Source organism: Mesorhizobium sp. M0136, from assembly GCF_040322515.1.
Classification (GTDB): domain Bacteria; phylum Pseudomonadota; class Alphaproteobacteria; order Rhizobiales; family Rhizobiaceae; genus Mesorhizobium.
Window position 1 is genome coordinate 39,466 of the sequence record NZ_JAMYTP010000015.1, and the last position, 22,997, is coordinate 62,462.

Sequence of the window (22,997 nt, forward strand, 5' to 3'; positions counted from 1 at the left end):
CCAGCAGGCCCGGAAGGCAAGCCAAACAAGGCGATACTGATGAATATGCACACGACACCCCAGCGGACACCGGCCGAAACGGCGCTGATCGACGCCTTTGGCGAGCGGCTCTCGCTGCTGCCCGGCGACGGCGCGGTCATGCTGAAGCGCGACGACGCCATCGAGGCGATCAAGAGTGGCCTGCCGACGCGGCGCATCGAATCCTGGCACTATACGGACCTGCGCCGGCTGCTGATTTCGGTGCCGGACTTCGATCCGGCAGCGGTCGCGAAAGCCATTGCGCCGATCGTCGAGGGCTCCAGCGTTTTGCCGGTGCTGAACGGCGTTTCGAGTATGAAACTGCCCGATATCGAAGGCGTTGCCGTGCAGCGCCTGTCGGAGAAGCTGACCGACGGCAGCGCAGCATCTGGGCTTGAGTCTTATGGCAGCGACGACGCCATCGGCGCGCTCAACACCGCCTTTGTCGCCGACGGCTATTTCGTCGACATCGCCGACGGTGCTCAACTGGATAAGCCGGTCGAATTGCAGAATTTGCAGGCCGGCGGACAGTCGCATGTGCGGCTGACCGTCCGCGTCGGCACCGGCGCCAAGGCTGTCGTCGTCGAGCGCCAGACGGGCGAGAGGGCGGCACTGGTCAGCTCGGTCAGCCAGCTTGTGCTTGGCGAGGGCGCCGAAGTGACATGGCTGGTCGTGCAGGAGCAGCCGGATACGGCGACGCATCTCGCCCAGTTCAAGGCGCATCTCGGCAAAAATTCGAAACTGACGCTGTTCGTCATGAATGCCGGCGGTAAGCTTGTCCGCCAGGAGGTCGTTGTGAAGACGACCGGCGAGGGCGCCGAATTCACGCTGCGCGGCATTAATCTTTTGGCCGGCGACACCCATACCGACGTCACCATGGTGCTCGACCATGCCGTGCCGCACACCGCCTCGACCGAAGTCATCCGCAACGTGGTGACCGGCAGAGCGCGCGGCGTCTTCCAAGGCCGCATCAATGTCCACCAATATGCGCAGAAGACCAACGCCAAGATGGCCTGCAACACGCTGCTTCTGTCGGATGACGGGGAGTTCTCGACCAAGCCGGAGCTTGAAATCTTCGCCGACGACGTCGTCTGTGGCCATGGCGCGACCGTCACCGAGATCGACCACGGCCATCTGTTCTATCTGATGGCGCGCGGCATCGACGAGAAGACCGCGCGCGGCCTGCTGGTCAAGGCCTTCGTCGCCGAAGTGATCGAGGAACTGGACGACGAGGCCATCGTCGAGGCGCTGGAAGCACGGCTCGACAACTGGTTCGTGGCACATGGGTGAGTGGCTCAAGATTCCGGCGTCATCCTCGGGCTTGTCCCGAGGATCTGCCGCGTGGACAAGGAACTGGCAAAATCCGAGGGCTAGTAGATCCTCGGGACAAGCCCGAGGATGACGGTCGAGACGATGGACCAGAAAGTCGAAAACATTCCTTACGACGTCGAGGCGATCCGCCGTGACTTCCCGATCCTGTCGCGGCAAGTCTACGGCAAACCGCTGGTCTATCTCGACAATGGCGCCTCGGCGCAGAAGCCGCAGGCCGTGCTCGACGCTATCCAGCACGCCTATTCCCAGGAATATGCCAACGTGCACCGCGGCCTGCATTTCCTGTCCAATGCCGCGACCGACGCCTATGAGAAGTCTCGCGAGACGGTGCGCCGTTTCCTCAACGCACCGAGCACCGACAACATCGTCTTCACCTCGAACACCACGGCGGCGATCAACACGGTTGCCTATGGTTTCGGCATGCCCAATATCGGCGAGGGCGACGAGATCGTGCTCTCGATCATGGAGCACCATTCCAACATCGTGCCGTGGCATTTCATCCGCGAACGGCAGGGCGCGAAACTGGTCTGGGTGCCGGTCGACGATCTCGGCGTCTTCCACATCGAGGAATTCGAGACGCGGCTGACCGACCGCACCAGGCTGGTTGCCATCACCCATATGTCGAACGCGCTGGGCACGGTGACGCCGATCAAGGAGATCGTGCGCATTGCCCATGCCCGCGGCATTCCGGTGCTGGTCGACGGCAGCCAGAGCGCCGTGCACATGCCGATCGACGTGCAGGACCTCGACTGCGATTTCTTCGTCTTCACCGGCCACAAGGTTTATGGCCCGTCGGGCATCGGCGTGCTCTACGGCAAGAAGGATATTCTGGAGCGCATGCGCCCGTTCATGGGCGGCGGCGAGATGATCGAGGAGGTGACGCAAGACATCGTCACCTACAACGACCCGCCGCACCGTTTCGAGGCCGGCACGCCGCCGATCGTGCAGGCGATCGGGCTTGGTGCTGCGCTGGAATACATGGAAAAGATCGGCCGTGAGCGCATCGCAGCGCACGAGGCCGATTTGAAGGACTATGCGCATCAGCGGCTGCGCGCCATCAACTCGCTGCGCATCTTCGGCGATGCGCCCGGCAAGGGCGCCATCATCTCGTTCGAGCTGCAGGGCATTCACGCCCATGACGTGTCGATGGTTATCGACCGGCAGGGCGTGGCGGTCCGCGCCGGCACGCATTGCGCCCAGCCGCTGTTGAAACGCTTCGGCGTAACATCCACATGCAGGGCATCGTTCGGCATGTATAATACCAGGGCCGAAGTCGACGCTTTGGCCGATGCGCTGGAAAAGGCGCGAAAGTTCTTCGGGTGACGATCATGGATGATGCCAGCCATACCGCCGAAAGCACGGCACTGGATATGACCACCAATGCGGCGGTTTCCGGGTCAACGATTCCTGCCGACGAACTGGCGCGGCTGACCGACGACATCGTCTCGGCGCTGAAGACGGTCTATGACCCCGAAATCCCGGCCGACATCTACGAACTTGGCCTCGTCTACAAGATCGACATCGAGGACGACCGCTCGGTCAAGATCGACATGACGCTGACCGCACCCGGCTGCCCGGTGGCCGGCGAAATGCCGGGTTGGGTGGAAAATGCCGTCGGCGCCGTCGAAGGCGTTTCCGGTGTCGAGGTCAACATGACCTTCGACCCGCCCTGGTCGCCCGACCGCATGTCGGAAGAGGCACAGGTGGCGGTGGGCTGGTATTGAGATCAGTCGACCTTGCACCGTATGCTTTGGCATAAGCCGTGATCGCTGAGAACAGCTCGTCAAACTTGACGTCGAGGTCTCCCGTGCCAATACACATTGCGTCTAAACCCATCGCTCTATTGGGTCCCCGACTCCAGCGCGCCATTTTGGTCAAAGATGGGCTCTGCCAGACGCTCTCTAGGACTTCTACCAAAAGGAACTTTTGTCGCCGGTAACTCCGCTCAGAAATGTGCTTCACGACACTCCATGGAATGAACTCTGCTGACAGGCGGACGTCCCAAAAGCCCTTAGGCGACAAAACTAGCGTCGGCCGTTTCAAATCGAAAAGACGCACCACAGCGATCACAAAAGTGCCGGTGAACAATATAGCCGTTATCCAACCGAGAAATTGCTTGAGGCTACCTGGAGCGATATTCGGCACTAGGCGCCATCCAAGCGCAATGCCTAAAGTTGTCATCGCTACCGATATAACAGCCAGCAGGCCGAGCCGAGCAGGAGATGACCGAAATTCAACTGTTTGATTGGTGTCAAGCATTTAGCCTCTCGCCATACTTCGATTGTCGCCAACTGAAATTACATCCAAATTGGTTGCAGTGAGCAGAAAACTTCACCATCTTAGGTAAGAATGATCCGCAGGCCTTGAACCCGCGTGAAAGTGGAGAACGATATGGGACGCTTCGCCGTCATCACCATGACCGAAAAGGCCGCCGACCGGGTCCGCGAGATCGTCGCGACCCGCGAGAACGCGCATGGCATTCGCCTTGGCATCAAGAAGGGCGGCTGCGCCGGCATGGAATATACGGTCGATCTGGTGACCGAACCCAACACCAAGGACGACCATATCGAGCGCGACGGCGCACACGTCTATGTCGCGCCGGAGGCAGCACTTTTCCTTTTCGGCACCGAGATGGATTTCGAGCAGACGACGCTGCGCACCGGCTTCACCTTCCACAACCCGAACCAGAGTTCGGCCTGTGGCTGCGGCGAATCGGTCGAACTGAAGCCGGCCGATTTGAAGGCCTTGGCTGAAGCGCGCGCTTCCGCCTGATCTTTCCTTCTCCTCCGTTCACGGGGAGAAGGGACCTAATCCACCCACATTCCTGTTCGTTTGTGCCAGTCGGCAATCGATTCTTCCGGGTAGACGTCGAAGACCTTGTCCCCTTTGCCGATCTCCGGCTCGACCCAGTTCGCCTTGTATTTCAGCATGAGATGCACCTTCTCCGGCGGCTTTGGCAGGTCTGTGTCGATCGCCGAGGCGAAGGGGTGCACCAGCTCCGGCCAGGTTGGGTCGTAGAGCCAGAGCGCCGTCCCGCATTTCGTGCAGAAGTTCCGCTCGCCCGTCGAGATTTCGCGGTGCGGGTGCTCGTCGTCCTCGATCTCGGCGCGGTAGACGCCGAGATGGCGCTTGCCCTGGATTTTCAACGTCTTGTAATCGGCGCCGAGATTGATGGCGAAACCGCCACCGCCCTGCTGCTTGCGGCAGATTGAGCAGTAGCACAGCATGAACGGCACCGGCGTGTGGCTTTCCACCTCGAAACGCACGGCATTGCACCGGCAGGACCCTTTGAGCAGAAGCGGCATGAGAAACTCCGACGAAATTGATTTGAACTTGTCAGGATGGTGCCGGTTGCGGCGATGACAAGGGGAAATCCGGATGACATGATCGCCGCATGGACAATGAGCGCATCGAAGAGCTTTTCGAAGGCCTTGGCCCGGTTAGCATCCGCAAGATGTTCGGCGGCAAGGGCATCTATTTCGACGGCGTCATCGTCGCCGTCGTCATCCGTGACGAATTGATGCTGAAGGCTGACGCGGAAAGCGCGCCTGAATTCGAAGCGGCCGGCTGCCGGCAATGGACCTATACCGGCTCACGGCACGGCAAGCTGGTGTCTATGCCGTATTGGAGCGTTCCCGACAGTGCCTTCGATGATCCGGATGAGATGGCGATCTGGGCACGCCGCGCCTACGAGGCAGGATGGCGCGCCGGAAAATAGGCTGCGTTATGCTTCGGCAATTCCGCGCCGAACTTCATGCCAGGTCCCGCGCCTCGGGCACGAGCGCCAGCGCCTCGACAAAGCTGGCACTGGTGAAGGCGGCGCTCTCGATGGCGAGCGCCGCGGCGGCGACGCCTTCACGCAACGCTTCGCGCAGCTTCAGGCCACGCAGCAGGGCAGCGATCGTGGCGCCGGCTAATGCGTCGCCCGCGCCTGTGGCATCGGTCCGCTTTTGCAGCGGCGGTGGCAGGATCGAAAATACGCCGGTTTGGTCGAAACCGAGCACCGGACCGTCGCCGGCAGTCACCACGCCGCTCTTCAGGCCGGCGCGTCTCAGCCCGTCGACGACGCCTTGATCGTCAGCATCGATGTCAACGCCGGCGATCACGCCGGCCTCGTGCCGGTTGATGAAGGCCAACGCTAGAAGTCCGAGCACCGGCGTCAGCCGCGCCGCTCTGTTGGGCGAGACGGCAAGCGCAAACACCGCCTTGCCGGCGGCGAGTGCCGCCAGCCGCTCCAGCGCGGTCGACGGCAGGTTGGCGTCGCACAGGATCGCATCGGCCGAACCGATAGCTTCGCGCACCTTGGCGCGGCGGATTTGCTTGGGAAGCGCCAGCTCGTAGAGCACCATGTCGGCAAGGCCGGCGATCAGCCCGCCATCGCTATTGATCAGCATCGTATGGCTTGGCGTTGCCCGGTCGAGGAACACCGCCGACAGGTCGGCAATGCCGGCCTCGGTGACGGCGCGTAAAACCGTGTCGCCAAGGGCATCGCCGCCGCGCACCGAAAGCAGCGAGGCCGAGGCGCCGCGTCGCACCGCCCAGCGCAAGGCGTTGAAGACGGCGCCGCCAACATGCTCGCGCATCGTGCCGGGGTTCAAGGCGGCTGGCACGAAGGCGCCGGCAACCCGGCCGCGCCGCTCGATATAGGCGCCGCCCACGGCCAGGATCGTCGGGGAGTTCATCATGCCGGCAAAATGCCCTTTGCTGTTGCCCGGGAGGAGACTAGGTCGCTGGGCGGAACCCTGCAATCGCCGGTGCGATTCGGTTGGTGACGGCAGCGGCGCCGCATGCGAGGCCGGTTGCATCCGGAAGCAAAATTACGAAACAAAAATAGAACAAATATGGATATCCGTTATTTTTCAAATCCTTGCCGCTCATTGACAAATGAGAACAAACGAGGTACATTCTTTTAAGGATTGCGGGATTGTCCGGCCTCCATTGACGACCACGGGGTGATGTATCATGGCTCAGAATTCTTTGCGGCTTGTAGAGGACAAAGCGGTGGACAAATCAAAGGCTCTGGATGCGGCGCTGTCGCAAATCGAGCGTGCCTTCGGCAAAGGCTCGATCATGCGGCTCGGCGCAAACGAGCAGGTCGTCGAGATCGAAACGGTGCCGACCGGCTCGCTTGGGCTGGACATCGCGCTTGGCGTCGGTGGCCTGCCGCGCGGCCGCATCGTCGAGATCTACGGGCCGGAAAGCTCGGGCAAGACGACGCTGGCGCTGCACACGGTGGCCGAAGCCCAGAAGAAGGGCGGCATCTGCGCCTTCGTCGATGCCGAGCACGCGCTCGACCCGGTCTATGCCCGCAAGCTCGGCGTCGATCTCGAAAACCTGTTGATCTCGCAGCCCGATACCGGCGAGCAGGCGCTGGAGATCTGCGACACGCTGGTGCGCTCCGGCGCCATCGACGTGCTGGTGGTCGATTCGGTGGCGGCGCTGACGCCGCGGGCGGAAATCGAAGGCGAGATGGGCGATTCGCTGCCCGGCCTGCAGGCGCGCCTGATGAGCCAGGCACTGCGCAAGCTCACCGCCTCGATCTCGCGCTCCAACACCATGGTCATCTTCATCAACCAGATCCGCATGAAGATCGGCGTCATGTTCGGGTCGCCCGAGACGACGACCGGCGGCAATGCGCTGAAATTCTATGCTTCGGTCCGCCTCGACATCCGCCGCATCGGCTCGGTCAAGGATCGCGACGAGGTCGTCGGCAACCAGACCCGCGTCAAGGTGGTCAAGAACAAGCTGGCGCCGCCCTTCAAGGTGGTCGAGTTCGACATCATGTATGGTGAGGGCGTCTCCAAGACCGGTGAGCTGGTCGATCTCGGCGTCAAGGCCGGCGTGGTCGAAAAGTCGGGCGCCTGGTTCTCTTACAATTCGCAGCGTCTTGGCCAGGGCCGCGAAAACGCAAAACTGTTCCTGCGCGACAATCCCGACACGGCGCGCGAGATCGAGCTGGCGCTGCGACAGAATGCCGGGCTGATCGCCGAGAAATTCCTTGAAAACGGCGGCTCCGAAAGCAGCGACGACGGTTTCGAGGACGACGCTGGGGTGGTGTAGGGCAAGCGACGCCTCGCGGAGCCTCAGTCGGGTTTCGATTTGATGTTTTGATTTTGAGTTTGCGTAATCGATGCGTTTCGAACCGCCGGCCCCGTGCCGGCGGTTTGCGTTTGATGGCGGGGCAGAAGCCATTTCAAAGCGCTGGTGAAAGCGGGAATTTGAGCCCATTTGGTGTTTCTGGACAGGCTGCGGTGCGACCGCTAAAAGGCCATGTCTATTTTCCGCCGGCAGCCGGCGGTTCTCTCGAAAAGGCAGTATTTCATGAGTGGCGTCAACGAGATCCGGTCGGCATTTCTCGACTATTTTCGCAAGGAAGGTCACGAGGTCGTCGCGTCAAGCCCGCTGGTGCCGCGCAACGACCCGACGCTGATGTTCACCAATGCCGGCATGGTGCAGTTCAAGAACGTTTTCACCGGTCTGGAGAAGCGGCCCTATTCGCGCGCCACGACTGCCCAGAAGAGTGTTCGCGCCGGCGGCAAGCACAACGACCTCGACAATGTAGGCTACACCGCGCGCCACCTGACCTTCTTCGAGATGCTCGGCAATTTCTCCTTCGGCGACTATTTCAAGGAGCGCGCCATAGAGCTTGCCTGGAACCTGATCACCAGGGAGTTCGGGCTGAAGAAGGACAAGCTGCTGGTCACCGTCTACCACACCGACGACGAGGCGGCCTCGTACTGGAAGAAGATCGCCGGCCTTTCGGACGATCGCATCATCCGCATCGCGACTTCGGACAATTTCTGGGCAATGGGTGACACCGGGCCTTGCGGGCCGTGTTCGGAGATATTCATCGACCGTGGCGAGCATATCTGGGGCGGCCCCCCCGGCAGCCCCGAGGAGGATGGCGACCGTTTCCTCGAATTCTGGAACCTGGTGTTCATGCAGTATGAACAGGTGACGAAGGAAGAGCGCGTCGACCTGCCGCGTCCGTCGATCGACACGGGCATGGGCCTCGAGCGCATGGCCTCCATCCTGCAAGGGGTTGAAAGCGTCTTCGAAACCGACCTGTTCCGCCACCTGATCGACGCTGCATCGTCGGCGCTTGGCAAAGGTCCGGATGCGGACACCGTCGCATCGTTCCGGGTCATCGCCGACCATTTGCGTTCGTCCTGCTTCCTGGTCGCCGACGGCGTGTTGCCGTCCAACGAAGGACGCGGCTACGTGCTTCGTCGCATCATGCGCCGCGCCATGCGCCACGCGCAGTTGCTCGGCGCCCGCGATCCGCTGATGTGGCGCCTGGTGCCGGCGCTGGTCCGCGAGATGGGCCAAGCCTACCCGGAACTGGTGCGCGGCGAACAGATGATCACCGAGACGCTGAAGCTTGAGGAAACTCGTTTCCGCAAGACGCTGGTGCGCGGCTTGGGCTTGCTTTCGGAGGCGACGGAGAAGCTGGCCTCCGGCGACATGCTGGATGGCGAGACAGCGTTCAAGCTCTACGACACCTATGGCTTTCCGCTCGATCTGACGCAGGACGCGCTGCGCCGGCGCAACATCTCGGTCAACCTTGCCGGCTTCACCGAGGCAATGGAGCGGCAGAAGGCGGAGGCACGCAAAAGCTGGGCTGGTTCCGGTGAGGCCGCAACCGAGACGGTATGGTTCGCGGTGCGTGAGGAGACCGGCGCCACCGAATTCCTGGGTTATGAGACCGAGCAGGCCGAAGGCCTTATCCAGGCGCTGGTCAAGGACGGCAAGACCGTCGACAGTGCCGGCAAAGGCGATGCCGTTGCCGTGGTTGTCAACCAGACGCCGTTCTATGGCGAGTCCGGTGGCCAGATGGGCGATACCGGCGTCATTTCGGGCGACGGGTTCTCGATCGAGATATCCGATACCCAGAAGAAGGCCGATGGGCTTTTCGTCCATCTCGGCAAGGTGGCCAATGGCACTGTCAAGACGGGCGCGACCGTCGAGCTGAAGGTGGACCACGCGCGGCGCTCCAGGCTGCGCGCGAACCATTCCGCCACACATCTGATCCATGAGGCGCTGCGCGAGGTGCTGGGTACCCATGTGGCGCAGAAGGGCTCGCTGGTCGCGCCCGAGCGTCTGCGCTTCGACATTTCGCACAACAAGCCGATCTCGCCGGACGAGCTCGAAGAGGTCGAGCGCATGGCAAACGAGATCGTCGTTCAGAACGGCCCGGTGATCACGCGACTGATGTCTGTCGACGACGCTATCGCCGAGGGCGCCATGGCGCTGTTTGGCGAGAAGTATGGCGATGAAGTGCGCGTCGTTTCGATGGGCACGGGCTTGCATGGCGCCAAGGCCAACCGGCCTTATTCGGTCGAGCTATGCGGCGGCACGCATGTCAGGGCGACCGGCGATATCGGCCTGGTGCGCATCGTGTCCGACAGCGCGGTCGCTGCCGGCGTGCGCCGCATCGAGGCGTTGACCGGCGAGGCCGCCAGAAAGCATCTCGACGAACAGGACAAGCGGTTGAAGGCGGCCGCCGCCGCGCTGAGGATTTCGGCGGCCGATGTGCCGGCCCGCGTCGAGGCGCTGCTCGACGAGCGCAAGAAGCTCGAAAAGGAGCTGACAGAGGCGCGCAAGAAGCTGGCGCTGGGCGATCGCTCGCCAGCTGGTATATCTGCGGAAAACGAAACCATTGCCGGTGTCGGTTTTCTCGGCAAGGCGGTATCGGGCGTCTCGCCAAAGGATCTGAAACCACTGGCCGATGCCGGCAAGAAGTCCCTCGGCTCCGGCGTCGTCGTCTTTGTCGGCGCCGGCGAGGACAACAAGGCGAGTGTCGTCGTCGCCGTTACCGATGATCTGACCGGCCGCTTCAGCGCCATCGATCTGGTGCGCGTCGCGTCCGCGGCATTGGGCGGGCAGGGCGGCGGGGGGCGACCCGATATGGCCCAGGCCGGCGGCCCGGACGCGTCGAAGGCCGAAGACGCGATCGCTGCAGTGAAGGCGGCGCTGGAAGCTGCGTGAATCTGCACCAGTAAGGCCAGGCCGAAGTGGCAGCGGGGATGATGTGGCAACGTTGACCATGTATCAAGTCGACGCTTTTGCCGAACGGGCTTTCCAAGGCAACCCTGCTGCCGTTCTCATTTTTGGAAGACTGGCTATCGGACGACGTGATGCAGGCCATCGCAAACGAGAACAATCTTGCTGAAACCGCGTTTGTGCGGCCGAGTGGCGAGGGTTGGGGTTTGCGCTGGTTCACGCCGGTTCATGAAGTCGACTTCTGTGACCATGCTACACTTGCGGCCGCCCATGTGCTGACTACGGAATACAAGGGTCAGGGCGAAATGGCCTTCGCCACCCGGGTGGGCGCGCTGCGGGTTTCCCGACGGGAAGGCGCCTATCAGCTCGATCTGCCGTGTTTTCCGCCGCAGCCCGTCGAGGACGAGCTGAACTCGGCGCTGGAAGCGATATTGCCTCAGCGGCCGGCTGCGAGCTTCCGCAATTTCGAGAACCTGTTTGTCGAGCTTGCCGACGAGACAACCGTGCGATCTTTCGTTCCCGATCTGCTCAGGATCGGACGTTTTCATCCTCTCGGCCTGGTCATTACCGCGCCTGGGCGAGCCCATGATTTCGTCTCGCGTTATTTCGTACCCGGAGCTGGCATTCCCGAGGACCCGGTGACTGGCTCCATTCATGCGACATTGGTGCCGTACTGGGCTGAAAAGCTCGGCAAGACGCATGTGTCGGCATTCCAATGCTCGCAGCGCGGCGGGCATTTGCTATGCGAGCTGGCCGGAGATCGCGTGCCGATCACAGGCCGTGCGAAGACCTTTATGAAGGCGGAGATTTACCTTCCCGATTGAGCGGTATTTCGCAGTGGGTCGCCTTCGGCGAAGCTGCCGATCTCCCCCTTGCGGGGGAGATGCCCGGCAGGGCAGAGGGGGGTGCTGTCCCTCCGACTGCCAGCCCAATCGGAGCCACGTTCTCAGGCCGTTCCCAATTGGAAAGGATCAGTCGAAGGTTAGAGATCCTTCACACCCCCTCTGTCCTGCCGGACATCTCCCCCGCAAGGGGGGAGATTGGATGTCACTTCGGCTTTCGCTAATCACCAGAAGGCCTATTGCCGAATGCTTGTCTCCTCACTCTGCCTTTTCGGTCTTCGCAAAACTCTCGCGTCCGGTGATGCGCGCATACCAGTCCTGGATATCGGCAAACTCCGCCAGCAGGGCTTGCCCCTCGGCGACCTTGACGAAATAGCTGATGATTGGCGCAGCGTGCAGGTCGGCCAGCGTCAGGTCCGTCCCCAACAGCCAAGGCCCTTCGGCTTTCAGCGACGACAGCGCTTGCAATGCCGTTCTCGCCTGCCGCAACCCGTTGCCGATCACAGCTTCGTCGGGTGGCGTTTTCTCCAGCCGCTCGACCGCGACATCCCAGACCATGGCCCTGTAGGCGTAGGCGTCGAGCATGCCGGTGATCTGGTTCATGCGTGCTCGAGGCCGGGCTTCGACCGGCTGCAGCGCCGGGCCGTCAAAGGTTTCGTCGACATAACGGGCAATCGTGCCGGTCTCGTAGAGGCGAAAGCCGTCATGCTCGAAGGCCGGGATGCGGCCGAACGGCTGGTGCTCGAAGTACCAGCCGGGAATGCCGTCTGCGGCAAAGACGTCGACGGGCACCAGCTCGTAGCCGACGCCCTTTTCCTCGAGCACCAGCCGCACGATGCGCACATAGACGCTGTAGTCCGCGCCGTAGACGACGGGCTTGCCCATGTCGCGGGCTCAGGCCATCGCCTTCTGCAAATTCTCGTCGATCTTGTCGAGGAAGCCGGTGGTCGAAAGCCATGGCTGGTCGGGACCGATCAGCAGCGACAGATCCTTGGTCATGAAGCCGGACTCGACCGTCTGGATGCAGACCTTTTCCAGGGTCTCGGCAAAGCGCTTCAGTTCGGCATTGTCGTCGAGCTTGGCGCGGTGCGCGAGGCCGCGCGTCCAGGCAAAGATCGAGGCGATCGAATTGGTCGAGGTCTCCTCGCCCTTCTGGTGCTGGCGATAGTGGCGGGTAACGGTGCCGTGCGCGGCTTCCGCCTCGACGGTCTTGCCGTCCGGCGTCATCAGCACCGAGGTCATCAGGCCGAGCGAGCCGAAGCCTTGCGCCACCGTGTCGGACTGAACGTCGCCGTCATAGTTCTTGCAGGCCCAGACATAGCCGCCCGACCATTTCAGGCTGGAGGCCACCATGTCGTCGATCAGCCGGTGCTCGTACCAGAGCTTCTTCGCCTTGAATTCGGCTTCGAACTCCGCCTCGTAGACCTCCTGGAAGATGTCCTTGAAGCGGCCGTCATAGGCCTTGAGGATTGTGTTCTTGGTCGAGAGGTAGACGGGGTAATTACGCAGCAGGCCATAGTTCAGCGAGGCGCGGGCAAATTCGCGGATAGATTCGTCGAGATTGTACATGGCCATGGCGACGCCGGCGCCGGGTGCGTCGAACACATCGTGCTCGATCACCTGGCCGTCCTCGCTGACGAATTTGATCGTCAGCTTGCCCTTGCCGGGAAAGCGGAAGTCGGTGGCGCGGTACTGGTCGCCGAAGGCGTGGCGGCCGACGATGATCGGCTTGGTCCAGCCGGGCACCAGCCGCGGCACGTTCTTCATGATGATCGGCTCGCGGAAGATAGTGCCGCCGAGGATGTTGCGGATGGTGCCGTTCGGCGACTTCCACATCTTCTTCAGCTTGAATTCCTCGACGCGCTGCTCGTCTGGCGTGATCGTCGCGCATTTCACGCCGACGCCGTATTTCTTGATGGCGTTGGCCGAATCGATGGTCACCTGGTCGTTGGTGGCGTCGCGGTGCTCGATACCGAGGTCGTAATATTCGAGCTTGAGGTCGAGATAAGGGTGGATCAGCTTGTCCTTGATGAACTGCCAGATGATGCGGGTCATCTCGTCGCCGTCGAGTTCGACGACCGGGTTCGCCACCTTGATCTTCGCCATGAAAGAATGCCTCGCTTTTGGGGAACGGAACGGCCTTGCCCGCACGGCTGCCGGCCCTGGATGCGGCCCGTATATCAAAGGCTTTTTGGCCGCGCAAACGGCGAACCGCGCCGTAGTGCCGGCATTCCTTGCGAAAGCTTCATTTTCGCCGCCAAATGTGGCAGGGGACTGCGAAATGCCGCAAACAGCAGTTCACTGACAACCATGGCCGCTACCCAGGATCCCGACACCCCTCTTGCCTCCGGAACGCCTGCGTCCGGACCGGCGATCATCCTGGTCGAGCCGCAGCTCGGCGAGAATATCGGCATGGTTGCGCGCGCCATGGCCAATTTCGGCCTTGCCGAGCTGCGGCTCGTCAATCCGCGCGACGGCTGGCCGAGCGACAAGGCGCGTGCCGCCGCAAGCCGCGCCGACCACGTCATCGATGCCGTCACGGTGTTCGACGACCTGGCCTCAGCGGTCGGCGATTTGAACTTCGTCTTCGCCACCACGGCGCGCGCGCGCGACAATTTCAAGCCGGTGCGCGGTCCGGTCGAGGCGGGCAGGGCGCTGCGGGCGCGGCAGCGGGCCGGCCAGCGCACCGGCATCCTTTTCGGCCGCGAGCGCTTCGGCCTCTATAATGACGAGGTCGGCCTTGCCGACGAGATCGTCACCTTCCCCGTCGATCCAGCCTTCTCCTCGCTCAACATCGCCCAGGCGGCCCTGCTGATGTCCTATGAATGGATGAAGTCCGGCCTGGAAGACGAGACCAGGACCAACTTCTCCGGCCCTGAAATGCCGCCGGCTGCCAAGGAAGAATTGCACGGCCTGTTTGCGTATTTGGAAGGTGCACTGGAGGCGCGCGGCTATTTCCGCCCGGCAGCGAAGAAGCCGAAGATGGTCGACAATTTGCGCGCTGTGCTGACCCGCCCCGGCTTCGCCGAGCCGGAGCTCAAGGTGCTGCGCGGAATAATATCATCGCTGGACAGGTTCTCGCCGGCCATGCCGCGCGGCGACGGATCGCCCGGTGACGATCCAAGGCGGCTCCCGGCGGCCGCGGCACGCGCTGCAAGGGCGAAAGTCAAAGACTAGGCGCGCAAATGCAGCTGTCTTACCAGTAACCGAATTTTATTTGGTTTGATCCATAGTTTTCGAAACGATGGATCTCGGATGTTTAGCTCAAATATCGGTCGTCTTCGCTTTTTCTTCTATTCCGTGGCTCTGCTGGTTGCGGAAATCGTGACCTTTGTGCTGTGCGTCGTGCTGACCATCGGCATCGAGGGCTTGGCCAATTCGAAACCAGGTCCTTCCAGGGAAGGTCTGGCCGCGGCCGTTCTCGTCGCCTCGCTGGTGATCGTTCTGTTCCGCGCGAATTTCGCCTGGCGTCGAAGCCGCGACGCGCAAGGGTCGGGTTGGATCCTTTGGTCGTATATCGTGTTCTCGACCCTGTTTGCGATTCTGCAGGCCGGCACTGTTCTTGTCGTAAAATTCGACGGCGAAGATTCGCATTCCGGCCTTAACCTGCTGGGATTAGCTCTTGTCGGGCTGTGGGCCGTTATCTTGGCGGCCAAGCCGGCGGGCGGTCGCTCTTCGGATATGGCATCATCCCTGAGTTTCGACGATTTCGACCCGCCCGGGCCGCTGCGCGGCACCGCGGCGCTTCATTCAGCGTCAGCCGCCGGCGTGACGGCCCAGGCTCCGCCCTACGCCATGCGCGCCGCACCGGTGCCGTCGAACCATCGCGCATCTCAACCTGCATCTCCGGCAATCGGCCGGCCGCGGGCCGGCGGCTTCGGCAAGCGGGGCCTTGTGTGACCCGTCTCGCCGCATCAAGGCCATGATGGTTTCACATAGAAGCGGCCGGGACATAGCATCATTGGCCGAAGCAAAATGCATGGGCCGGCCTTCTCTCGTGATCTCGTTTGTAATTCCCCAGCCCTTAGTGTTTCCCAGCCCTTAGTGACTCAATGACCATGACCGATCCGTCGAGCGCCCGTCCGATCCTGATGTTTGATTCGGGTATTGGCGGCCTCACCGTGCTGCGTGAGGCGCGCGTCCTGATGCCTGACTGCCGCTTCATCTATGTCGCCGACGACGCGGCGTTCCCCTTCGGCGCCTGGGAGGAACCGGCGTTGAGAACACATATCCTCGAGTTGTTCGCCAGGCTGCTCGAACGGTTTTCCCCGGCCATTTCGGTCATCGCCTGCAACACCGCCTCGACACTGGTCATCGATGCGTTGCGCGAGCGGTTTCCCGGCCACCCTTTCGTCGGCACCGTGCCGGCCATCAAGCCGGCGGCGGAACGCACGCGCTCAGGCCTGGTTTCGGTGCTGGCGACGCCCGGCACCGTCAAGCGCCAGTACACGCGCGACCTGATCAGCAAATGGGCGCAGAAATGCCACGTCCGCCTGGTCGGCAGCGACAGGCTGGCTGGATTGGCCGAAGCCTATATGCGCGATGGTTTTGTCGACGAGGACGCCGTGCGCGCCGAGATCGCGCCGTGCTTCGTTGAGCATGACGGGCTGCGCACCGACATCGTCGTGCTTGCCTGCACCCATTATCCTTTTTTGGCCAACCGCATGCGCAAGACAGCACCTTGGCCGGTCGACTGGCTCGACCCGGCCGAGGCGATCGCACGCCGCGCGCTGTCGCTGCTTGCCGATACCGAGGCCGCTTATCGCAGAGAGGCACTGCCGGAAGGGGCCGACCTTGCGTTCTTCACCTCGAACAGCGCCGATTTTCCGACGCGCCGGCTGATGCAGGGATTTGGCCTGGCGATATCCTGACCGCAAGCAATTTTCGCTTTGGGAACATCACACCAGACAATGCGTTTTCCTCTCATCGGAAACGGGAGAAACCATTATGCCAGCCACCTCAAAAGCCCAGCAGAAAGCGGCCGGCGCGGCATTGTCAGCCAAGCGCGGCGAGACCAAGAAGGGCGCGCTCAAAGGTGCGTCGAAGGGAATGTATAAATCCATGAGCGAAAAACAGCTCGAGGAATTCGCCGAGACCAAGCGCAAAGGCCTGCCGGAAAAGAAGTCGAAACACTGATCGACTGACCATTCTGGCGGCGGATGCCGGTCAATAAAAGGCCCGCGGCTGAGCCGCGGGCCATGAAGTCTCAACGGGCGAGGGCGAAAATTACCAGTTCCAGCCCCACCCGCAGCGCCGCACTTTGTAGCGGATGACCTTGCGATGACCGTGACGCCACACCACCTTTTTCTTGACCACGATGCGGCAGACTTGGTGATGCCTGTGCCCATGCCAATGCCGGGCCTGCGCTGGCTCGGGCACAACCGCCATCGTGCCGGCCATCACCGCGGCTCCTACCAACGTAAGGAAGAACTTCTTCATGCGAATTCCTGCTCCTCTGACTTCAGTCCCTTCCTGATGCCGCTGGCGCAACCTCCCGCCACATCCGGCACGTTCTACAACCGTAACACTATCCGGTTCGGCGACTCGCGCCAGCCAGAAGCTTGACAGCGGTTAAATCTCCGTTTAACCAGCCCACCAACACCGGGCCGCAATGCCCGGTGGTTTTCTTTATGTGTGCAAGACGTTTGGGAAGCCGGTGTTACTTTCCCTATGTCTTGTTTGAAATGACGTGTCCCGTGGGTTTTCCGTCGCGTTGCGTGGAAAATCCTGTCAGGTCTCGAAAACGGAGGCCAGAGGAGGGCGCGTTTCCTTCACCCGGACCATAAGGTTCCGGGTGCGTTGTTTTGAAAGGGAATGCGATGAGCAAGCGCGAATCCGCGAAGTACAAGATCGACCGCCGTCTTGGCGAAAACATCTGGGGCCGCCCGAAGTCCCCAGTCAACAAGCGTGAATACGGCCCCGGCCAGCATGGCCAGCGCCGCAAGGGCAAGCTTTCCGATTTCGGCCTGCAGCTGCGCGCCAAGCAGAAGCTGAAGGGCCACTATGGCGACGTTTCGGAGAAGCAGTTCCGCAAGGTCTATGAAGAGGCGGACCGCCGCAAGGGCGACACCTCGGAGAACCTGATCGGCCTGCTCGAATCGCGCCTCGACGCCGTCGTCTACCGCTCCAAATTCGTGCCGACCATCTTTGCGGCGCGCCAGTTCGTCAATCACGGCCACGTCAACGTCAATGGCAAGCGCGTCAACATCGGCTCGTACCGTTGCAAGCCGGGCGATGTCATCGAAGTGCGCGAGAAGTCGAAGCAGCTGGTCATCGTGCTGGAATCGGTGGGCCTGGCCGAGCGCGACGTGCCCGATTACATCGAGGCTGATCACAACAAGATGACCGCGACTTTCACGCGCATCCCCGGCTTGGCGGACGTTCCGTTTGCCGTGCAGATGGAACCGAATCTGGTCGTCGAATTCTATTCACGCTGATCGGCGCGTTCGTCACGACACAACCGAAGGCCGCCCCTCCAGGCGGCCTTTTCTTTCTTCGTCCTTTTCAGGGACGTGAGTCGGAAATCGATTTCGATTTTCGATCCGATGCGCTACTGCGGGCGGCAACAGGACTTTAGGGCCGACGCGCCGTGAACATGCAGCCAGACGCCAAAACGCTTGACCCGATCGCCGACGCCGAAGGCGGCTTTCATCCGCTGTTTGCCGATGTGCCGTCCTCCGTCGAGTTCAACAAGCTGCGCAAGCGGCTGTTGCGGCTTACCCGCCAGGCGATCGACGATTTCGCCATGGTGAGACCCGGCGACCGTTGGCTGATCGCTCTGTCGGGCGGCAAGGATTCCTACGGCCTGCTTGCCGTGCTGCTTGATCTCAAATGGCGCGGGCTGCTGCCGGTCGAGCTGTTGGCCTGCAATCTCGACCAGGGCCAGCCGAACTTTCCCAAGCACATATTGCCCGATTATCTCGACAGCTATGCCATTCCGCATCGCATCGAATATCAGGACACCTATTCGGTGGTCACCGACAAGCTGGCCGAGGGCAGCACCTATTGCTCGCTGTGCTCGCGGCTACGGCGCGGCCATCTCTATCGCATTGCCCGCGAGGAGGGCTGCTCGGCGCTGGTGCTCGGCCACCACCGCGAGGACATACTGGAAACCTTCTTCATGAACCTGTTCCATGGCGGGCGCCTGGCCGCCATGCCGCCGAAGCTGCTCAACGACGAAGGCGATGTCATGGTGCTGCGGCCGCTCGCCTATTGTGCGGAAGCCGATCTCGAGAAATTCGCCGGCGCCATGAAATTCCCGATCATTCCGTGCGATCTGTGCGGTAGCCAGGAAGGTCTGCAGCGCAACGCCATGAAGACGATGCTCAACGACATCGAGAAGCGCATGCCCGGCCGCAAGGACACGATGATCCGCGCCATGACCAATGTGCGGCGTTCGCATCTGCTCGACAGGAAACTGTTCGATTTCGCCGCCCTCAACGAAACCCTCACCACCAGGCGTCCCGATGACATTTGACGATAGCGCGATCGACTGGCTTGCCGCCCTTCTGTCGGAAGCCGCCGTCGCCGAGATCATGCCGCGCTTTCGCCGGTTGAGCGAGGGCGACGTCCGTCGCAAGACCTCGGCCGCCGATCTCGTCACCGAGGCCGACGTCAATGCCGAACGGCTCATCACCACCATGCTGCGCCAGCGTTATCCCCACGCAATGATCGTCGGCGAGGAGGCCTGCTCCGACGACCCGACGCTGCTCGACGGTCTCGGCGATGCCGAACTCGCCTTCGTCATCGACCCGGTCGACGGCACTTTCAACTTCGCCTCCGGCGTGCCGCTGTTCGGCGTCATGCTTGGCGTCGTGGTCAAGGGCGAGACGGTCGCCGGCATCATTCACGACCCCGTCGGCAAGGATTGGCTGATCGGCGTTAGTGGCGCCGGCAGCCATATCCGCCATGCCCATGGCAATCTGGAAAAGGTCCATGTCGCCAAACCGGCGCCGATGTCGGAAATGACCGGTGCGGTCTCATGGCACTATGTGCCCGAGCCGGACCGCTCACGTTTGGCGCGCAACCAGACCAAGTCGCTATCGCAGTTCAATTATCGCTGCGCCGCCCACGAATACCGCCTGCTGGCCAGCGGCCACGGCCATTTCGTCGTCTACAACAAGCTGATGCCTTGGGACCACTTGGCCGGCGTGCTGATCCATGCGGAGGCCGGCGGCCATGCCGCGCGCTTCGACGGCAGCGCCTATCTGCCGTCGCATGTCGGGGGTGGCCTGCTGGTCGCGCCGGACCGGGAGAGCTGGCGGGAGCTGCGCCGCGAGCTCTGGGCAGAATAGCTCTTCGTTGCCAAAGTTGTCCAATCTTGTGCGAAACCGGAGATCTCGAATGAAACCTCGGTCCGCAATTGTCGCAACGGCCTTTGCCCTTGCCTTGGTTGCCGGTGTCAATGAAGCAAGAGCTGGGGAACGCGCATGTCGCAGTCCCGACTCCGTCGACACCATAGACGAGATGTTCTCCGCGATCTTCGCCTGTTGGAAGCCGCCGCCCGGAACCGCGGGCATGACCCTGACGCTGCAGTTCTCAATTCGCCGAAACGGCACGCTTATTGGCAAGCCGCGCGCCACTTTCTCCCATCTAGGGGACGATGGTCCGCTCAACCGGGCCTTCGTGGCTTCCGTCCTCGAGGCGCTCGAAAAGGCTCTTCCACTGCCCGTTTCCGACAGTATGGGTGGAGCAATCGCAGGACGTACGCTGTTCCCTCGCTTCACCGCGGTCAGTCAGGGTGCATCCTAGGCGCACGCGCAATGTGCATTAAACCGGCGGGTTATGCGGCTGGAATAGTCTGCCGCGCTCGGCCAGCAGGATCATCAGCAGCGCCGCCACCGACACGCTGCAGAACCCGGCGGCCAGCGGCGTCACCGTGCCGTTGAAGGCTTGGCCGATCAGCGTGCCGAGAATGCCGCCAAGAAATGTCTGCATGAACCCAAGGATCGACGACGCAGTGCCGGCCAGGTGCCCCAGCGGCTCCATAGCGAGCGCGTTGAAGTTCGCGCCGAGCGCGCCGAACGGGACCATGGCGCAGGCAAAGAAGGCAATGAAGAGCCAGAGCGGCATCTTCATTTCGATTGAAACGACCAGCCAGGCAAGGCTGATTGCCAGAAACAGCAGCAGCGCGCTTTGCGACAGGCGGCGCATGCCGATACGGCCGACGAGGCGCGAATTGAGGTAGTTCGAAAACGCAAGCACGCCGGCAACCCCCGCGAAGATGACCGGGAACATCTCACCGACATTGAACACGCTGACATAGATCTGCTGGGCGGAGGCGATGAAGCCGAACATGGCGCCGAAGATGAAGGTGCTGGCGAAGGCGTAGCAGAGCGCGATGCGGTTGGTGAGAACGATGCGGAAGCCGCCGATGATGGAGGACAGCGTCAGCGGCCGGCGATATTCGGGATGTAGTGTCTCGGGCAGGCGCAGCAGCGACCAGGCGGACACGATCAGCGCGCCAGCTGCCATGGTGACGAAGATCACATGCCAGGTGGCAAACAGCATGATGAACTGGCCGATACCGGGCGCGACCACCGGAATGGCCATGAACACCATGAAGATCAAGGACATGACTTCGGCCATGCGCCTTCCGTCGAACGTATCGCGCACGATCGAGACGGCAATGACGCGCGTCGCCGCCGCGCCGATGCCTTGCACGGCCCGGCATAGCAGAAGCGTGGCGAATGACGGGGCGATTGCCGCAGCGCCGGCCGCCACGACGTAGATCACCAGCCCCGCGACAAGAGGCGCGCGGCGCCCGAAACGGTCCGAGATCGGCCCGAAGAACAGCTGTCCGCCCCCAAAGCCAAGGATATAGGCGGTGACCACATATTGCCGGTGGTTTTCATTTTCGACGCCAAGCGAAGCGCCGATCTGCTGCAGCGCCGGCAAAATGATGTCGATGGCCAGCGAATTGAGCGCCATCAGGGCCGCGCACAGCGCAATGAATTCCCAGCGCGGAATGGGCAAGGTGCTTGCCTTTTGCTGCGCTTGTGCTTGCTGATCCACGGCCAGTCCGATCCTCAACGAAAATGCGCCGGCTCGCCGACGCATCCATTCGTTGATTGCCCCGATGTCGGGCAGAGCTTTTTGCCAAGGTGGGGGCTGCCCCGGCGCTTATCGCTTAACCCCCGAAAATCGCAGTCGGAAGGTCATACGCAGAAACAGAAGTCAGGCGGCGCCTTTGACGCTGACGCCTTTTTCGACGAGGAAGGTCTGCAATTCGCCCGCCTGGAACATCTCGCGGATGATGTCGCAGCCGCCGACGAACTCGCCCTTGACGTAGAGCTGCGGGATGGTTGGCCAGTTGGAGTAGTCCTTGATGCCTTGCCGCAGTTCGGCCGACGTCAGCACGTCGACGCCCTTATAGTCGGCGCCGATATAGTCGAGGATCTGCACGACCTGGCCGGAAAATCCGCATTGCGGAAAGCCGGGGGTGCCCTTCATGAAGAGAACGACGTCGTTGCCCTTCACCTCATTGTCAATGTAATCGTTGATGCCGCTCATGGAATACCCTTTCATGCCTGTGGGAGTCAGGCTCGAACATTACCCTTCAAATAAACCCATGGGTTGCGCGAAACAAGATGTTTGCCGCCTTGCCATGCAAATGGCGCAAAGGAAGGTCTGATCTTGGGCCAAGCCGTTGGCCACCATTTGTCCCGAGGCGTGATGAAAAGACGGTATCTCGCCGGGGTCGTCCTCGCCGTTCTGTTCGCCGCACTGTCCTTGATCTGGTGGGCCAAGTCGCCGAGGCAGCCACCTCTCGTCGTCGGCGGTGGATTACCGGCGCCGTGCCGCGACGCGAGCTTCGAGGCGGTCGCCTATGTCGTCTGCGAAATCGATCTGCGCCGCTATGACATCGGTGTGTTCCACGCAGGCATTGACGGCAAGGCTTTCGGTTCACTGGACAAATTCGACAAGGCGATGGCGGATCAGGGCCGGCCGGTGCTGCTCGCCATGAACGCCGGCATGTATCACCAAGACCTGACTCCGGTCGGCCTTCTCGTCGAGGACGGCCGGGAGAAGGCGCCGATCAACCTCGCCGACAGCGAAGGCAATTTCTTCCTGAAACCGAACGGCGTCTTCCTGGTCCGGAAGGATGGCAAGGCGGCGGTCATCGAGACAAGCGCCTATGTTGCGACCAGACTGGACGTGATGTTTGCCACGCAATCCGGCCCGATGCTGGTGATCGACGGCCGGCTTCATCCCCGCTTCGAGCAAAACGGCACATCGCGCTATATCCGCAATGGCGTCGGCGTGCGTGACGAAAACACTGTCGTGCTGGCGATCTCGCGCTCTGAGGTCAGCCTCGGCAGCTTCGCCCGACTGTTTCGAGACGCGCTCGATTGTCCCAACGCGCTTTTCTTCGACGGGGCCGTTTCGGCGCTGTCGAACGGCGAGCGGATGATTGTGGGTGGAAACTATCCAGCCGGGCCGATCATCGCCGTGACCGGTAAGAAGCTTGCGAGCCGGTAACTGCAAGAGAGCTCAGTCCGGCACGCTGGTCTGCAGGGCAAGCGCGTGCAGCACGCCGCCCATCTTGCCCTTCAGCGCGTCATAGACCATCTGGTGCTGCTGGACGCGGCTTTTCCCGCGAAAGCTTTCGGCCACAACCTCAGCCGCATAATGGTCGCCGTCGCCGGCCAGGTCGCGAATGGTCACCTTGGCGTCCGGAATGCCTTCCTTGATCAGCCGTTCGATGTCGTGGGCGTCCATTGCCATATGAGGATTCCTTGTTCAGGTCGTGATCTCATAGATATGGTCGAAAAGGCGGATGAACCACACCGAAACGGCCCC

26 protein-coding genes are annotated in these 22,997 nt (G+C 61.9%); 17 read left to right on the forward strand and 9 right to left on the reverse strand.

What is annotated here, in order from left to right:
- Positions 1–39 precede the first annotated feature (39 nt).
- The 3 genes from sufD (at position 40) to NKJ35_RS18895 (ending at position 3,074) form a co-directional block, all read left to right on the forward strand.
- Positions 40–1,308, forward strand: coding sequence for a Fe-S cluster assembly protein SufD (gene sufD, locus NKJ35_RS18885; protein WP_352649127.1), 1,269 nt, complete (start codon positions 40–42; stop codon positions 1,306–1,308).
- Positions 1,309–1,431: 123 nt separating this feature from the next.
- The gene (locus NKJ35_RS18890; protein ID WP_352649236.1) at positions 1,432–2,673 is read left to right on the forward strand and encodes a cysteine desulfurase; all 1,242 of its coding nucleotides are present in this window, start codon (positions 1,432–1,434) and stop codon (positions 2,671–2,673) included.
- 5 nt (positions 2,674–2,678) lie between these two features.
- Positions 2,679–3,074, forward strand: coding sequence for an SUF system Fe-S cluster assembly protein (locus tag NKJ35_RS18895; protein WP_352458424.1), 396 nt, complete (start codon positions 2,679–2,681; stop codon positions 3,072–3,074).
- Here the strand turns inward: NKJ35_RS18895 and NKJ35_RS18900 are convergent.
- Positions 2,998–3,609, reverse strand: a complete 612-nt coding sequence (locus NKJ35_RS18900; RefSeq protein WP_352649129.1) for an STM3941 family protein — start codon at positions 3,607–3,609, stop codon at positions 2,998–3,000. The genes NKJ35_RS18895 and NKJ35_RS18900 overlap by 77 nt on opposite strands.
- 132 nt (positions 3,610–3,741) lie before the next feature.
- On the opposite strand from NKJ35_RS18900, the gene sufA reads away from it, so the two are divergent.
- Complete coding sequence (gene sufA, locus NKJ35_RS18905; protein WP_013895897.1) at positions 3,742–4,122, forward strand: Fe-S cluster assembly scaffold SufA; 381 nt, start codon at positions 3,742–3,744, stop codon at positions 4,120–4,122.
- 35 nt (positions 4,123–4,157) lie between these two features.
- Here the strand turns inward: sufA and NKJ35_RS18910 are convergent, their stop codons facing one another.
- A complete protein-coding gene (locus NKJ35_RS18910; protein WP_352649131.1) occupies positions 4,158–4,655 on the reverse strand; it encodes a GFA family protein in 498 nt (165 codons plus the stop codon).
- Between the two features lie 89 nt (positions 4,656–4,744).
- On the opposite strand from NKJ35_RS18910, the gene NKJ35_RS18915 reads away from it, so the two are divergent.
- The gene (locus NKJ35_RS18915) at positions 4,745–5,068 is read left to right on the forward strand and encodes a TfoX/Sxy family protein (protein WP_352649133.1); all 324 of its coding nucleotides are present in this window, start codon (positions 4,745–4,747) and stop codon (positions 5,066–5,068) included.
- A gap of 34 nt (positions 5,069–5,102) precedes the next feature.
- On the opposite strand, the gene NKJ35_RS18920 is transcribed toward NKJ35_RS18915, so the two are convergent.
- On the reverse strand, positions 5,103–6,035 hold the full coding sequence (locus tag NKJ35_RS18920) for a carbohydrate kinase family protein (protein WP_352649135.1): 933 nt from the start codon (positions 6,033–6,035) through the stop codon (positions 5,103–5,105).
- A 277-nt stretch (positions 6,036–6,312) separates the two neighbouring features.
- Here NKJ35_RS18920 and recA point away from each other — a divergent pair, with 277 nt between their 5' ends.
- The 3 genes from recA (at position 6,313) to NKJ35_RS18935 (ending at position 11,177) form a co-directional block, all read left to right on the forward strand.
- Positions 6,313–7,410: a recombinase RecA gene (recA, locus tag NKJ35_RS18925; protein ID WP_352649137.1), complete on the forward strand. Its 1,098-nt coding sequence runs from the start codon at positions 6,313–6,315 to the stop codon at positions 7,408–7,410.
- Positions 7,411–7,671: 261 nt separating this feature from the next.
- Complete coding sequence (alaS, locus tag NKJ35_RS18930) at positions 7,672–10,338, forward strand: alanine--tRNA ligase (protein ID WP_352649139.1); 2,667 nt, start codon at positions 7,672–7,674, stop codon at positions 10,336–10,338.
- A gap of 77 nt (positions 10,339–10,415) precedes the next feature.
- Entirely contained in the window at positions 10,416–11,177 is a 762-nt protein-coding gene (locus tag NKJ35_RS18935; RefSeq protein WP_352649141.1) for a PhzF family phenazine biosynthesis protein, read from the forward strand.
- 276 nt (positions 11,178–11,453) lie between these two features.
- Here the strand turns inward: NKJ35_RS18935 and NKJ35_RS18940 are convergent, their stop codons facing one another.
- Entirely contained in the window at positions 11,454–12,080 is a 627-nt protein-coding gene (locus NKJ35_RS18940) for a glutathione S-transferase family protein (protein WP_352649142.1), read from the reverse strand.
- 9 nt (positions 12,081–12,089) lie between these two features.
- Entirely contained in the window at positions 12,090–13,301 is a 1,212-nt protein-coding gene (locus NKJ35_RS18945) for an NADP-dependent isocitrate dehydrogenase (RefSeq protein ID WP_352649144.1), read from the reverse strand.
- 204 nt (positions 13,302–13,505) lie between these two features.
- On the opposite strand from NKJ35_RS18945, the gene NKJ35_RS18950 reads away from it, so the two are divergent.
- The 4 genes from NKJ35_RS18950 to NKJ35_RS18965 all read left to right on the forward strand — a co-directional run bounded on the left by NKJ35_RS18950 (position 13,506) and on the right by NKJ35_RS18965 (position 16,331).
- The gene (locus NKJ35_RS18950) at positions 13,506–14,372 is read left to right on the forward strand and encodes an RNA methyltransferase (RefSeq protein ID WP_352649145.1); all 867 of its coding nucleotides are present in this window, start codon (positions 13,506–13,508) and stop codon (positions 14,370–14,372) included.
- Between the two features lie 78 nt (positions 14,373–14,450).
- Positions 14,451–15,095 carry a DUF805 domain-containing protein gene (locus NKJ35_RS18955; RefSeq protein ID WP_352649146.1) on the forward strand — a complete coding sequence of 215 codons (645 nt, stop codon included), beginning with the start codon at positions 14,451–14,453 and terminating at the stop codon, positions 15,093–15,095.
- A gap of 158 nt (positions 15,096–15,253) precedes the next feature.
- Positions 15,254–16,066, forward strand: a complete 813-nt coding sequence (gene murI, locus NKJ35_RS18960) for a glutamate racemase (protein ID WP_352649237.1) — start codon at positions 15,254–15,256, stop codon at positions 16,064–16,066.
- Positions 16,067–16,142: 76 nt separating this feature from the next.
- A complete protein-coding gene (locus NKJ35_RS18965; protein WP_023674705.1) occupies positions 16,143–16,331 on the forward strand; it encodes a DUF3008 family protein in 189 nt (62 codons plus the stop codon).
- Between the two features lie 90 nt (positions 16,332–16,421).
- Here NKJ35_RS18965 and NKJ35_RS18970 read toward each other — a convergent pair whose 3' ends face one another.
- Complete coding sequence (locus tag NKJ35_RS18970; protein WP_352477355.1) at positions 16,422–16,634, reverse strand: hypothetical protein; 213 nt, start codon at positions 16,632–16,634, stop codon at positions 16,422–16,424.
- A gap of 380 nt (positions 16,635–17,014) precedes the next feature.
- On the opposite strand from NKJ35_RS18970, the gene rpsD reads away from it, so the two are divergent.
- The 4 genes from rpsD to NKJ35_RS30935 all read left to right on the forward strand — a co-directional run bounded on the left by rpsD (position 17,015) and on the right by NKJ35_RS30935 (position 19,946).
- On the forward strand, positions 17,015–17,632 hold the full coding sequence (rpsD, locus tag NKJ35_RS18975; protein WP_254817640.1) for a 30S ribosomal protein S4: 618 nt from the start codon (positions 17,015–17,017) through the stop codon (positions 17,630–17,632).
- Positions 17,633–17,784: 152 nt separating this feature from the next.
- Complete coding sequence (gene ttcA, locus NKJ35_RS18980) at positions 17,785–18,672, forward strand: tRNA 2-thiocytidine(32) synthetase TtcA (RefSeq protein ID WP_352649149.1); 888 nt, start codon at positions 17,785–17,787, stop codon at positions 18,670–18,672.
- On the forward strand, positions 18,662–19,489 hold the full coding sequence (locus NKJ35_RS18985) for an inositol monophosphatase family protein (protein ID WP_352649151.1): 828 nt from the start codon (positions 18,662–18,664) through the stop codon (positions 19,487–19,489). The genes ttcA and NKJ35_RS18985 overlap by 11 nt, the downstream gene beginning before the upstream one ends.
- A 49-nt stretch (positions 19,490–19,538) precedes the next feature.
- A complete protein-coding gene (locus NKJ35_RS30935; protein WP_502904652.1) occupies positions 19,539–19,946 on the forward strand; it encodes a UCP034077 family protein in 408 nt (135 codons plus the stop codon).
- Between the two features lie 18 nt (positions 19,947–19,964).
- On the opposite strand, the gene NKJ35_RS18995 is transcribed toward NKJ35_RS30935, so the two are convergent.
- Entirely contained in the window at positions 19,965–21,164 is a 1,200-nt protein-coding gene (locus NKJ35_RS18995) for a multidrug effflux MFS transporter (protein ID WP_254817732.1), read from the reverse strand.
- Positions 21,165–21,371: 207 nt separating this feature from the next.
- Entirely contained in the window at positions 21,372–21,707 is a 336-nt protein-coding gene (gene grxD / locus NKJ35_RS19000; protein WP_023674712.1) for a Grx4 family monothiol glutaredoxin, read from the reverse strand.
- A gap of 162 nt (positions 21,708–21,869) precedes the next feature.
- On the opposite strand from grxD, the gene NKJ35_RS19005 reads away from it, so the two are divergent.
- The gene (locus NKJ35_RS19005) at positions 21,870–22,676 is read left to right on the forward strand and encodes a phosphodiester glycosidase family protein (protein WP_352649155.1); all 807 of its coding nucleotides are present in this window, start codon (positions 21,870–21,872) and stop codon (positions 22,674–22,676) included.
- A gap of 12 nt (positions 22,677–22,688) precedes the next feature.
- Here the strand turns inward: NKJ35_RS19005 and NKJ35_RS19010 are convergent, their stop codons facing one another.
- Positions 22,689–22,922 (reverse strand): BolA/IbaG family iron-sulfur metabolism protein, encoded by a 234-nt coding sequence (locus NKJ35_RS19010; RefSeq protein WP_352649157.1) that lies wholly within the window; start codon positions 22,920–22,922, stop codon positions 22,689–22,691.
- Between the last annotated feature and the right edge of the window lie 75 nt (positions 22,923–22,997).